General features: G+C 44.6%; 11 protein-coding genes and 2 pseudogenes. 6 read left to right on the top strand and 7 right to left on the bottom strand.

Annotated elements, in window-relative coordinates; genetic code table 11:
- The 4 genes from D791_RS20325 to D791_RS07725 all read left to right on the top strand — a co-directional run bounded on the left by D791_RS20325 (nucleotide 1) and on the right by D791_RS07725 (nucleotide 3,380).
- A complete protein-coding gene (locus D791_RS20325; RefSeq protein WP_202806832.1) occupies nucleotides 1-726 on the top strand; it encodes a putative HlyD family type I secretion protein in 726 nt (241 codons plus the stop codon).
- On the top strand, nucleotides 723-1,346 hold the full coding sequence (locus D791_RS20320) for a beta-barrel domain-containing protein (RefSeq protein ID WP_202806831.1): 624 nt from the start codon (nucleotides 723-725) through the stop codon (nucleotides 1,344-1,346). The genes D791_RS20325 and D791_RS20320 overlap by 4 nt, the downstream gene beginning before the upstream one ends.
- A gap of 111 nt (nucleotides 1,347-1,457) precedes the next feature.
- Entirely contained in the window at nucleotides 1,458-2,957 is a 1,500-nt protein-coding gene (locus D791_RS07730; protein ID WP_036509843.1) for a calcium-binding protein, read from the top strand.
- A gap of 267 nt (nucleotides 2,958-3,224) precedes the next feature.
- On the top strand, nucleotides 3,225-3,380 hold the full coding sequence (locus D791_RS07725) for a hypothetical protein (RefSeq protein WP_237748555.1): 156 nt from the start codon (nucleotides 3,225-3,227) through the stop codon (nucleotides 3,378-3,380).
- 113 nt (nucleotides 3,381-3,493) lie between these two features.
- Here D791_RS07725 and D791_RS07720 read toward each other — a convergent pair whose 3' ends face one another.
- The 4 genes and pseudogenes from D791_RS07720 to ectA form a co-directional block, all read right to left on the bottom strand.
- Complete coding sequence (locus D791_RS07720; RefSeq protein ID WP_036509840.1) at nucleotides 3,494-4,924, bottom strand: aspartate kinase; 1,431 nt, start codon at nucleotides 4,922-4,924, stop codon at nucleotides 3,494-3,496.
- Between the two features lie 14 nt (nucleotides 4,925-4,938).
- Entirely contained in the window at nucleotides 4,939-5,328 is a 390-nt protein-coding gene (locus D791_RS07715; protein ID WP_036509838.1) for an ectoine synthase, read from the bottom strand.
- 21 nt (nucleotides 5,329-5,349) lie between these two features.
- Nucleotides 5,350-6,623: pseudogene (ectB, locus tag D791_RS07710) on the bottom strand (diaminobutyrate--2-oxoglutarate transaminase).
- A 20-nt stretch (nucleotides 6,624-6,643) separates the two neighbouring features.
- Nucleotides 6,644-7,186, bottom strand: coding sequence for a diaminobutyrate acetyltransferase (ectA, locus tag D791_RS07705; protein ID WP_051514330.1), 543 nt, complete (start codon nucleotides 7,184-7,186; stop codon nucleotides 6,644-6,646).
- Between the two features lie 264 nt (nucleotides 7,187-7,450).
- On the opposite strand from ectA, the gene D791_RS07700 reads away from it, so the two are divergent.
- Together D791_RS07700 and hisC are read left to right on the top strand one after the other, a co-directional pair.
- Nucleotides 7,451-7,936 (top strand): MarR family winged helix-turn-helix transcriptional regulator, encoded by a 486-nt coding sequence (locus D791_RS07700; RefSeq protein ID WP_036509901.1) that lies wholly within the window; start codon nucleotides 7,451-7,453, stop codon nucleotides 7,934-7,936.
- Nucleotides 7,937-8,044: 108 nt separating this feature from the next.
- Nucleotides 8,045-9,103: a histidinol-phosphate transaminase gene (gene hisC, locus D791_RS07695; protein WP_036509836.1), complete on the top strand. Its 1,059-nt coding sequence runs from the start codon at nucleotides 8,045-8,047 to the stop codon at nucleotides 9,101-9,103.
- A gap of 62 nt (nucleotides 9,104-9,165) precedes the next feature.
- Here hisC and D791_RS07690 read toward each other — a convergent pair whose 3' ends face one another.
- The 3 genes and pseudogenes from D791_RS07690 to htpG all read right to left on the bottom strand — a co-directional run bounded on the left by D791_RS07690 (nucleotide 9,166) and on the right by htpG (nucleotide 12,530).
- On the bottom strand, nucleotides 9,166-10,062 hold the full coding sequence (locus tag D791_RS07690) for a GGDEF domain-containing protein (RefSeq protein ID WP_051514329.1): 897 nt from the start codon (nucleotides 10,060-10,062) through the stop codon (nucleotides 9,166-9,168).
- A gap of 75 nt (nucleotides 10,063-10,137) precedes the next feature.
- Entirely contained in the window at nucleotides 10,138-10,446 is a 309-nt protein-coding gene (locus D791_RS07685) for a c-type cytochrome (RefSeq protein ID WP_036509834.1), read from the bottom strand.
- Between the two features lie 156 nt (nucleotides 10,447-10,602).
- Nucleotides 10,603-12,530 (bottom strand): annotated as a pseudogene (gene htpG, locus D791_RS07680) (molecular chaperone HtpG).
- Nucleotide 12,531 lies beyond the last annotated feature (1 nt).

Below are 12,531 nucleotides of genomic sequence, written 5' to 3'. Positions count from 1 at the left end.
ATGAAACTACCTTCCCTCTCGCCTTTGCCCATTTTATCCGCGGAAGATACCGAGACAGCACGCGCACTGTCTGACGCGCATCCCAAACGCTTAGGGTATATTCTTTTACTGCTGACCTTCGGTATTTTTGGAACCTGGGCAAGCTTAGCGCCCCTTGAAGGTGCGGCACATGCGCCTGGGATAGTAACCGTTGAGAATTATCGAAAGACCGTTCAACACTACGAAGGAGGACGTGTTAACTCTCTTCATGTACGAGAAGGGGATTGGGTTGATGAAGGGGCGCTCCTACTCACTTTAGATGATACGCAGTTTCGCGCAGAACTAGACATTATCGGCGGTCAACTGCTTGCCAGCCGAGCCAGTGAAGCAAGACTTCGAGCCGAGCGCGATAAGCTCGACTCGATTGTCTTTCCAGATGATTTTGATAGAAACGATACAAGAGTAAGCGAAACATTAGCCAATGAGCAGCAATTGTTTGCAGCACGTCAAAACTCGCATCAAGGTGAAATCGACGTTTTAAAACAACGCATCAATCAGCTTGAAGAGCAAATACGTGGCTTAGAAGCAATTTCTCGCAGCAAACAGTCTTTAATTTCCTCTTATCAATCTGAACTTCAAGACTTAAATCGCTTACTGGCCAATGGCTTTGTTGATCGCCACCGTTTGAAAATAGTCGAACGCAATATTTCGGAGCTTCAGGGAGAGGTTGCCGAAAACCGAGCATGATAGCTGGTATCCGAGTTCAACAAGGCGAAACTCAGCTACAAATCCTTTTGGTTGAAAAAGAATACCATACCCAGATAGTTAATCAGATTTCAGATATCCAAACTCGCATCTTTGACCTTCGAAAACGCTATGAGGCCACGCTAGACCGAGTGGAAAGAACTCATGTTTTTTCACCCGAATCAGGTCGCGTCATAGGCATGAAAGTCAACACTATCGGAAGCGTTGTGCAACCGGGAACTCAGATAATGGATATTGTTCCAGATACCGTGGACTTAATTATTGAAGCCCAGATATCGCCTGTTGACATAGATCGCGTTTTTACGGGCAAACTGGCAGACATTCGCTTTAGTAGCTTTAAAGCTGCCACTACACCGGTTATTCAAGCACAAGTCGCTCACATTTCTGCAGATAGACTTATAAACGAACAAACGGGCGCCTCCTACTTTTTAAGTCGTTTAGAATTGACAGAAGCCGGACACAAAATGCTAGAAGACCATCAGCTGTCCCTAGTACCAGGCATGCCCGCAGAAGTGTTGATCAATACAGGACAAAGAACCCTTCTTCAATATCTGACTCAACCCATCACCAACACTCTCGCGAGATCATTTATTGAGGATTAACACAACTCCAGCTGTTTAAAATCTAAAGGTACAATATTAGTACAATACATTTATAGTCTATAATCGAAGCAACGTTTCACCAATCTAAACACATTAACAAGGAGCAAAGACATGTCTCTCTTAAAAGGCATCGTTAACTTACTGACTGGCAACGGTCAAAAAGTGATTGGTACTAAAGATAACGATCAGATTACCGTTGACGGAGATGTCAACATCGCAAAGCTGAAAGCAGGTGACGACACTCTTAATGTGTCTGGAAATGCTGACTTTATCAGCGCGGGTTCTGGGAATGATACCGTCAACGTCCAAGGTAATGCAGGCCATGTTTACCTAGGCAAAGGCGATGATGAATTAAATATTGGCGGAGACCTGAAAAAAGTGTTTGCAGGCTCCGGAGACGACACAATCAATGTGGATGGCAACCTTGGCAAAGCGTTTCTTGGAAAAGGTGATGATGAATTAAATGTTGCTGGTAGTGCTGGAATCATTTTTGCCGGATGTGGCGACGACAAAGTAAAGGTTGATGGCAACTCAGGCCTTGTGTCACTTGGTTTTGGCGATGACGAATTAGACATCGGCGGCAACTCCAAAATTGTGTTTGCCGGCCCTGGCGATGACAGTGTAAAAATCGGTGGTGATTCTGGCAAAGCCTTTCTTGGAAGCGGCGATGACACCCTTTGCGTTGATGGCAACTCTGGATTTGTTTCAGCCGGATCAGGTAATGATACTGTCAACATTCAAGGTAATTCGGGTATAGCGTTTTTGGGCAGTGGCGACGATTGCATCGAAGTCGGTGGAAGCTCGAAACTCATTTTCGCTGGTTCAGGCAATGACACCGTTGTCGTTGATCAGAATGCCAAATTCACTTCGCTAGGCAGTGGCAATGATCAGCTCTACGTCGGCGGCGATGCAGGCAAGGTCACATCTTGGAAAGGTGACAACCAAGTGATGGTTGAAGGCAACCTGAAAAGCGCATGGTTTGCACTGGGATCAAATGATCTTTATGTTGGAGGTGACTCCACTGGAATCATTCGCACCGGTGCAAAAGACGATCTTGTTTGGATTGAAGGCAATGCCAATAAAATTTTTGCAGGCCTTGGTAATGATAAAGTCTATGTTGCTGGCTCTGCTAATTACGTCGACATGGGCTTTGGTAACAATGAGGCCAGCATTGGAACACTCAATAAGGTCTTTAAGAGCTGGGCTGGCAACGACAAAGTCGTGATTGGAACGAATGATGGCTGTGTAAGCACGGGTGCAGGGAAAGATCAGGTATACATAGGCAACAATAACGGAAATGTGGATCTTGGCCTTGGCAATGATACCCTAACCTTAGGGTCCTTCGAGAATGGCAGCTATGCCAACGGTGGACTGGGCTATGATGTATTGAACATTGTCGGCGATGCAGACAACTTCTCAATCAAATCTAAATGGGGCTACCAATACATTACAGATTTGACCAGCAATGCCACAATGAAAACCAAAAACTTCCAAGAGATCAATTTCATAGATGATGCAACTGACAATCTAATCTCTGACTTCGACCTAAGCTTCACTAAGGATCTGAAAGCTCTGTCTTGCGGGTGCACAGGCGATGTAATCACCCTCTAATTCTTCTGCAGCAAGATCTACAAAAAGCAGGCCGAGTGCCTGCTTTTTGCTGTCTTTATCTTTTGGATCAACATAAATAGTTTTTCACATACTCCAACAATAAACCTTATAAAATATTTCAATTTTGCTAGCTGCCGTTTCAGCACTATATTCCCGTTTAAGGGGAAACAAAGCGGGATATAAGCCTATATCACGTTTTAAACCTTAAACTTGGATATCAGCAATTAAATTGCTATTTATTAACACTTGTCTGTGAGAGCAGAGCCGATGGGCACAAAAATCCGTGTCGATCAGGTCCCTATCGATGAGATAGAGGACTGGAACGAACAATTTTCAGAAGATGAAGATACAGGCCGCAGCCGTTTAAAATACAATGGAAAGCGTCGTCGTCAAATTGAAGACTCATGGAAGAACGTCGTTTAATGAAACAAATAAGCGATGTCTTTGATGTGGCTGATGATCGTGTGTAACGTCTGATCACTTCTTCAAACCAACCGGATTATATACATCCGGTTGGTTTGTGTGGTCTTTGATCCTTAAGCTGCAGCACAAATGACATCGCCATGATCTTCTTGCTCTATAAGCGCGTGATGTAAAGCTTTAACGGCCCCTTCGTAATCACCTTCATCCACTATACACTGCATCTCAACTTGCCGTATCGATTGGTGTAAAGCTTGAATGCTAATATTATGCTTGGCCAATGCCGACACGGTTTTCGCTAAGATCCCTGACACTTTAAGATCCGAACCTATAGCCGATACAATCGCTACTTTATGCAACGTCACATCGGCACCTGAATACGCATCAGCAACTAAACGAACAGCTCTGTTCACCATTTTCCGTGAGCCTGCGACATAATACGTAATACTATTCGCATCCGAATCTCGATTAACAACATACAGTTTCAACTGATGCAACAGTGCCGATAGTTCAATGTCATATTGACTATCCCCTAGCATATCTTGATCAAAGATTTCGATAGCGAAGACATTGCGACGCCCGGCTATGATTTCAACACAGGGCTCGGCGCTCTTATAATCCTGGGTAATCAACGTCCCTGTATGATGAGGCTCAAACGCATTTTTTATGCGCAACTTAATGCCTTTTTGGCGTAACCCTTTTGCTGCTTTTGGGTGTATAGCCTCCATCCCCAGGTTAGACAACTGATCCGCAACATCATAATTTGTGCGCCCTATGGTCACTATTTTATCAACACCAACCACAGCAGGGTCTGCGCTGCTTAAGTGATACTCTTTATGAATAATTGCTTCAGCCGCTTGGGTCAATGTTGCGATTTTACTAAAGGTCATTTCACTATAACCACGATCAAACACCTTCATTACACCCTCTTTGCAGTGGGTATAACCTGTTACGATCGGCAATTCCGTTACCAAATCAACCTTTGCAAAATGCTCAATAATTGTCTCGTCAAAGGACTTAGGCTGACTCTGGTGCCAACCGGACAAGTCAATCAGCTTGGCATTAACACCTTCATTTTGTAAGGCTAATACAGTATTAAACGCACTATGACTTTCACCTAAAGACGCTAACATTTCTCTCACTTTCAGCAAGTGCTCGTCGAGCTGAAAGTGGCCACATGCGCATAACGATTGCAAACTCTTCATCCATGCTATGGCTTCATCAATTCGTGTGCTAATAAATGCATCTGACTGCTTACACACGCCTGGTTCAAACAGACTGGCATTGATCTCTAGCATTTGCGAGCGAACCAACTCTAGTGCTTGTATCCAAGCCGTCTCATTTTCGGCTTCGGCAAAACTGGCATAAACACCAGGCTCACCTGTTTTTTTATGTTCCAGTAAACGATTGGTTATCCCAGCATAAGCGGATACAACAAAGATGCGTTGATATAATTCAGCTTCTTGACGCTCACCAATTAAAATAGTCTTTAACAATTCATCAAAGCGACTCATAGACGTGCCGCCAATTTTTTCAACCGTGTGCATGTCAACTCCTGTCATTACTTCGAGTCATCAACGGGGTAAACACCGTTTTCATCATGCACTTCTTTACCACTCAAGGGTGGATTAAAAACACATGCCATTTTCATTTCAGTCGTTGCACGCAATAGATGCTCATCATGCTGGTCCAGTATGTATAGCATCCCCGGTTCAATTGGGTACACTTTTCCATCCGCTAAGGTTTCAATTTCACCCGTTCCGCTCATGCAATAGACAGACTCTAAATGGTTCTGGTACCAAATATGCGTTTCGGTATTGGCATATATTGTCGTGATATGAAATGAAAACCCCATTTGATCATCTTTTAACAACATCCTTGTGCTTTCCCAATTTTCTGAAACAACACGTCTTTCAGAGGCTTCACAGTCCTTCAAATGCCTGACAATCATATACTTCTCCTCAGCTTCAAATTAAGATGCTTTTCTTTGCTGTTCTGAAAGCGCTTTCGCAAAACACTCATTCAACACACCCAATCCAAACTCAATCTGCTGATCCGTGATCACCAAAGGCACCAAACACTTAACAACCTGCCCATGCGCACCACTGGTCTCTATTACCAATCCTTTTTCAAAGGCCAAACGGGTGACTCGATGCGCAAGCTCGCCGTTTTCACATTCGATACCACTCATTAAACCACGCCCCTTGAGCGTCATGGTTTTGAAACCATGTTTACGAATAATATCGGATAAACCTTTTCTGAGCATTTCAGCTTTACGTCTCACCTCAGATGCAAACACATCATCTTTCCAAAACGTCTTGAATGCGGCTGTCGCCGTTACAAATGCGTGATTGTTACCGCGAAAGGTTCCGTTATGCTCACCCGGAGACCATTGATCTAGCTCGCTACGGAAAATAGTCAATGCAAAAGGTAGACCGTAACCGCTGAGCGACTTTGATAAGGTCACAATATCAGGCTTAATGCTACATCTTCAAAGCTAAAAAAGCGCCCAGAACGACCGCAGCCTGACTGAATATCATCCACTATTAGTAACATTTTATGCTTACGGCAAACGCGCTCTAAATTTCTTAACCAATCAAAGGACGCCGCATTTAAACCACCCTCACCTTGGATAGTTTCTACTATCACCGCCGCAGGATGATCAACACCACTACTAGGATCAGAAAGAACCTTATCTAAGTACTCAGTGGTATCAACCCCTTCACCTAAATAACCGTCGAACGGCATGCGAGTTACGTCGGATAAAGAAGCACCCATTCCGCCTCTGTGGTGTTCATTACCCGTGCAGGCTAACGCTCCACCAGATACGCCATGAAAACCATTTGTGAACGAAATAATTTCGCTTCGACCTGTCACTTTACGTGCGAGCTTCAGCGCGGCCTCTACTGAGTTCGTGCCTGTGGGACCTGTAAACTGGACACGAAAATCCCCCATTCTTCTTGGTGCTAAAATAATATCGTGAAAGGTATTTAAAAAATCCTCTTTTGCACTGGAATACATATCAAGCCCATGCGTAATACCATCTGACAGGATATAGTCAACCAACGCCTTTTGTAGCACAGGGTGATTGTGACCATAATTCAACGTCCCAGCCCCGGCTAAAAAGTCCACATACTCAGCTCCTGCTTCAGTATAAAGCGACGCACCTTTTGCTCGATTAAACACGACTGGAAATGAACGCGAATAGGTACGTACTGTGGATTCTAATTGCTCAAAAATATTCATACTTGATTCCCTTTTACTTGTTAGTGTATTTGTGTCGTATTGCTTTGCATCGCGCCGCATTGCTGAACAATGAAAGGACCCGCTCGATACAAAACCTCATCTTCATGCTGCCCAGAAAAATGCTGCTCTTTTGAAAACAAAATCGATGTTTCCACGGGCGCAGACAATTCATTGAAGAACCCTTTAAACAACGCCTCAGATGCTTGATTACCGGGCGTAATAGTCGTTTCTAAATACGCAATGCCTTTATTGGCAGACACGCGTCTGACCAGCGCATGCAGCATACGCTTTGCAAGCTGCTGACCACGACACTCAGGTGCCACGGCAACCTGCCAAATAAACAGTGTTTTTAGACGTGCAGGCGGCACATAACCTGATATAAATCCGAGTAAATGCCCATCTGCCGACTTCACTGCAATTGAGGTTTGCGCAAAATCCGAGCACTGCAATAGATTGCAATAAACGGAGTTTGTATCTAAAGGTGGGCAGCGTTTAACCAACTCATACAAAGCTGGACCATCCGCTGGCTCGGGTGTACAAAAGTTTAATTCAGTATTATTCATAGCCTTTCTATATATTTGCATTCCTATGCTTTTTATTATAAAACATAATACAGAGGCTATTTCAACCCTAAATATGGGCATTCCATACAGAAGATGGCAAGAAAAGCACCCTAACACACAGAGAAACACGCACTAAATTCCATAGAATTGCGCTGAATACTATTGAAAGGTTTGACGATGATAAGTTTGCAATGCAAAGCGAATAAGGTTAAAAATCACCCTCAGATTTTGTTACCTAGCCCCCAACACAACCTCGCGAGCCTTATGCAAAAAAGTCAAGAACTCTTAGTCATGCTACGCCAGATAGTCAGAGCAACGGATATGTATGACAAGCACCTTAGCCGCATGACGGGCCTTACCCTACCGCAACTCTTGTTGATGCAAACATTGGAATCGAATGGGCCTATCACGGTAGGCTCATTAGCGAAGGAGATGAACTTAACACAAGCAACCGTGACCAGCATTTTGGATCGTTTAGAACGGAAGCTATTGGTAAAGCGCGAACGCAGTCAAAGTGACAAGCGTAAAGTGCACGTTGTGACGACTGAGGAAGGCATCGAACTGCTTAAATCCGCGCCAACGACGCTACAAGACGTATTCATACAGCAATTTGATCACTTACAGGCATGGGAACAATCAATGGTTCTTGCATCCTTCCAGCGTGTTGTAGAAATGCTGGACGCCCATCATATCGATGCGGCGCCAATGCTCGATATCGGCATATTAGACCGTAGTGAAGAGTCAAATTAACCCTATCTTCTCAATGAGCAGACCCGCACACATCTAAACGAGTGCGCTTGACTGCTCTATTTTGTTAGAATTGCCGTATCTTCTTTTTTTAATGGAACGCACTGCACTATGAGTAAGTTTTGGAGTCCGGCGATTCGTTCACTCGTTCCCTACACCCCCGGTGAGCAGCCAAAGGTGTTGAACTTAATTAAACTCAACACCAATGAAAACCCCTATCCACCCGCACCAGGGGTCACTGACGTCATTCGCGAATTCGACACCTCACGATTACGTTTATACCCAGACCCTGATGCGTCCATTTTAAAGCAAGGGTTAGCGGAATATCATAACATCGATAAATCTCAAGTATTTGTTGGAAACGGCTCGGATGAGGTCTTAGCCTTAGCATTCATGGCTTTTTTCCGTCATGGAACCCCCTTGCTCATGCCGGAAACCACCTATAGTTTTTACGAAGTCTACTGTGATCTATTCAACATAGACGCAGACAAGATTCCACTCAATGCAAACTTTGAGATCAATCTTGACGACTACACCTCAGAAAACACTGGCATTATTTTTGCGAACCCCAATGCGCCCACTGGCATCGCGATTACTTTAGATGAAATTGAAACCCTCCTAAAACGCAATACAGAAACGCTCGTATTGGTTGATGAGGCTTATGTTGATTTTGGTGCGAACAGCGCTATTGCGTTAATCAATCAATATCCAAACCTGCTGGTTTCACATACTTTTTCAAAGTCTAGATCTCTAGCAGGCATGAGAGTGGGTTGCGCTTTTGGCCATCCAGACCTCATTGCAGGCTTAGAGCGAGTCAAGAACAGCTTTAACTCCTACCCGCTGGACATGCTCGCCATCGCATCAGCCACTGAATCGCTTAAAGATGAAACCTACTTTCAAACCACCTGCCGACGCATTCAATCCACACGTGAGCAGGTATCCAATGAACTGAACAATCTAGGTTTTAATGTTTTACCTTCAGCGGCAAACTTTATCTTCGCGTCGCATCCCAACTATGATGCAAAAGAACTGATGCAATATTTGCGGGACAAGAACATACTGGTTCGTCACTTTACGCGCGCGGGAATTGATCAATTTTTACGCATCACTATTGGTACAGATGCTGAAATGTCAGAACTCATCACCGCTCTTAAAACGCATATTCATTAAACGACATGCACCAAGCCCGCCATACAACGCGCTTGGTGCACTTTACGCTCAAGATGGAATCATCAAGAGTCGCCTTCAACTCGATTTCCACCACAATGCCTGGCAATCGCAAGATTCTCAATGATTCTCTTCATCATTTCAGCAGCCGTATCTTCGGGACCGGATAAGCTCGACACCCCAACACTGACCGTACACGAAACATTCCCCGACGCTGACGGAATGTCCAACTCACTCACTAAACGACGTGCCCGCTCGCCAGCAAGAACGGCCTGTTCGTGATTTGTTTCGGGTAAAAACAGGCCAATTTGATCATCACCAAATCTCACTAAGAAGTCAGCGGTGCGCTTCATTTGATAAAGCGAGGTCACAATTTGGCGCAATAGCTGATCACCTGCATCCCAGCCAAAATCATCATTGACACGACTAAAATCATCGATATCAATCAACAACATACTGCATATTCCATCATAACGCTGCGCTTGCGCTATATTTTGCTCCATAACCGGTATCAAGGCTCTTCGGTTATACGCCCCCGTCAATGAATCACGCTGGGCTTGATGGCTGATTTTACGTTCTAGTTTTTTACGCTCATTAATATTGCGCAAAGACCAAACATAGGTGCTTGCATCAACACAGTTTAAACGCGTTTCAAACCATATCGTCTCTGATAGCCCCAAATTTTTTAGCTCGGGTAAATGCTCAGGACGAAAAATATAACGTGCTTTACTGACGTCTCCAGACGCCTGTGCAGAGGACACCTGCTCACGCAAGGTTGTTAAAATCGTTTCTGACAACAGATTTTCAATTGATACACCACGTATTGAATCAGGCTGGAGCCACACTTCATCGCCAACACTTACATACTGAATACATTGATCTTTGATAATAAAAACACAATCGGCCGTCACGGCTAGAACAGATGCAAAACAGGATTCAGGAAACGCTTGCCCATCAGACATACTTCACCTCAAACATTTGAAAACCCTACCTCCTGTTAGGAAAATAAGACGCAGGGCACATTCATTACGCTATAATTATTTAAATGGCTGAATCATCAACTCAACGGCAGCTTTTAGCGTGTCATCAGAACAACTAAAGCACGTGCCTTTAGGGGGCATGGCCCCTTTTCCGGAAATGACAGTTTGAGTTAGGACATCCAAGTCTTTTTCTAGACGCGGAGCCCAAGCAGCAACATCATCCATTTTGGGCGCACCCGCTAACCCTGCATTGTGACAGGCTAGGCAATGACGATCTAAAATACCCTGTAAATCATCCTGAGACCATGCCATTGACGCGCTTAGACACACACTTATAACACCTACTGATGAAAGCACTTTTTTCATTTTTATAACCTCATCGACAGCTCTTTAACCCGAGGATACCCGAGAAGAGCCAACAAATCGATAGATTAAGTTTCGGTTTTTGCTTTGGATCATTTAGAACGAAAAAAGCCTGATGCAGCCGTAAAACCGCATCAGGCTTTTTAGTAAAAACAGAGATTAAGCGCTTAACTCCAGCAAAAGCTTATTCAATCGAGCAATATACGCTGAAGGATCATCTAACTGGCCTCCTGCAGCAATTTGAGCCTGATCAAACAGGATTTTAGCCAACTCAGAGAAACGTTCCTCATCAGGCTCCTGATCCAGCTTCACGATCAATGGATGCTCAGGATTCAGCTCAAAAATAGGCTTGGTGTCTGGAACCTTTTGACCGGCCGCTTCCATAATCTTACGCATCTGCAGACCCATATCATAGTCGCCAAGGACAAGGCATGCAGGCGAGTCCGTTAAACGGTGTGTCACTCGCACATCTGAGACTTGCTCAGTCAGTACAGGCTTGATGCGTTCAATGAGTCCGTCCAACTGCTTAGCCGTTTCTTCCTGTTGCTTCTTCTCTTCTTCGGTTTCAACCTGACCAAGATTCAACTCTCCTTTCGTCACATCTTGGAAAGACTTACCCTCGAAATCAAAGAGCTGCCCCATCATCCACTCATCGATACGATCTGTGAGCAATAGCACTTCGATCTCTTTTTTACGGAAGATTTCAAGGTGCGGGCTGTTTTTGGCCGTGTTGTAGTTATCAGCCACCACGTAATAGATCTTTTCTTGCCCTTCTTTCATGCGGGCAATGTAGTCCTCAAGACCTACAGACTGCTCTGAGTTTCCTGTATACGTTGACGCAAAACGCATCAGCTTTAGAATTTTCTCACGATTAGCATAGTCTTCCGCAGGGCCTTCTTTAAGAACCTGACCAAACTCTTTCCAGAAAGTACTGTATTTCTCAGCATCGTCTTTCGCAAGTTTAGACAGCATGTCAAGTACACGCTTGGTCAAGGCCGAACGCAACTTATCGACATTCGCGTCTTTTTGTAAAATCTCGCGAGAAACGTTCAAGGATAGATTATTGGTGTCAACAACCCCTTTAATGAAGCGCAGGTACAAGGGCAAGAACTGATCGGCCTGATCCATAATAAAAACGCGCTGAACATAGAGCTTCAAACCTTTTGGCGCTTCTCTATTCCACAAATCATACGGCGCTTTTTCTGGCAAATAGAGCAAGCTTGTGTATTCAAGATTCCCCTCAACCTTGTTATGAGACCAAGTCAGCGGATCGGTGAAGTCGTGGGAAATATGTTTATAAAACTCAGTGTAGTCCTCATCTTTAACGTCAGACTTGCTGCGTGTCCACAGCGCGGTTGCACGGTTGACGCTTCAAACTCAGGCGCCGCTGCAACCTCAGTTTTTTCGCCTTCCTCGTCATCCGCATCCTGCATAGGCGCATCCTTCTGCATCAGCACTGGGAAACTGATATGGTCTGAGTATTTACGAACAAGTGAGCGCAAACGCCAGCCATCGGCGAACTCTTCTTCGCCCTCTTTCAGATGCAATACAATACGAGTACCACGGCCCGCTTTTTCAGTGGTCGCTATCGTGAACTCGCCTTCACCTGTGGACGACCAATGAACGGCATTCGTAATGGCCTCGCCCGCACGGCGTGTGAAAACATCCACTTTATCCGCTACTATAAAGGCAGAGTAAAACCCTACACCAAACTGCCCAATCAACTGGGAATCTTTAGATTGGTCGCCCGTCATATTGGATAAAAAGCTCGCCGTTCCAGACTTCGCGATGGTACCCAGATGATCGATTACCTCTTGACGAGTCATCCCAATACCATTGTCTTCAATCGTCACTGTTTTAGCGTCTTTATCAAAGGTGATATGGATTTTGAGATCAGAATCGCCTTCGTAAATATCACCCTTAGAGACCGCTTCGAAGCGCAACTTTTCAGCGGCATCAGAGGCGTTAGAAATCAACTCACGAAGAAAAATTTCCTTATTCGAATACAAGGAGTGCACCATAAGGTGCAGTAATTGCTTAACTTCTGTTTGAAAGCCAAGTGTCTCTTTGCTGGTTTCTGTACTCATC

Origin of the sequence: Nitrincola nitratireducens (assembly GCF_000585235.1) — a bacterium.
Taxonomy (GTDB): Bacteria; Pseudomonadota; Gammaproteobacteria; order Pseudomonadales; family Balneatricaceae; genus Nitrincola; species Nitrincola alkalisediminis.
The sequence above is the reverse complement of the archived record's forward strand: the minus strand, read 5'-3'. Positions and strand labels throughout refer to the sequence as shown.

Coding starts and splice junctions, on each gene's coding strand:
- D791_RS20325 (WP_202806832.1), top strand. CDS start 1: ATGAAACTACCTTCCCTCTCGCCTTTGCCCATTTTATCCGCGGAAGAT.
- D791_RS20320 (WP_202806831.1), top strand. CDS start 723: ATGATAGCTGGTATCCGAGTTCAACAAGGCGAAACTCAGCTACAAATC.
- D791_RS07730 (WP_036509843.1), top strand. CDS start 1,458: ATGTCTCTCTTAAAAGGCATCGTTAACTTACTGACTGGCAACGGTCAA.
- D791_RS07725 (WP_237748555.1), top strand. CDS start 3,225: ATGGGCACAAAAATCCGTGTCGATCAGGTCCCTATCGATGAGATAGAG.
- D791_RS07720 (WP_036509840.1), bottom strand. CDS start 4,924: ATGCACACGGTTGAAAAAATTGGCGGCACGTCTATGAGTCGCTTTGAT.
- D791_RS07715 (WP_036509838.1), bottom strand. CDS start 5,328: ATGATTGTCAGGCATTTGAAGGACTGTGAAGCCTCTGAAAGACGTGTT.
- ectA (WP_051514330.1), bottom strand. CDS start 7,186: ATGAATAATACTGAATTAAACTTTTGTACACCCGAGCCAGCGGATGGT.
- D791_RS07700 (WP_036509901.1), top strand. CDS start 7,451: ATGCAAAAAAGTCAAGAACTCTTAGTCATGCTACGCCAGATAGTCAGA.
- hisC (WP_036509836.1), top strand. CDS start 8,045: ATGAGTAAGTTTTGGAGTCCGGCGATTCGTTCACTCGTTCCCTACACC.
- D791_RS07690 (WP_051514329.1), bottom strand. CDS start 10,062: ATGTCTGATGGGCAAGCGTTTCCTGAATCCTGTTTTGCATCTGTTCTA.
- D791_RS07685 (WP_036509834.1), bottom strand. CDS start 10,446: ATGAAAAAAGTGCTTTCATCAGTAGGTGTTATAAGTGTGTGTCTAAGC.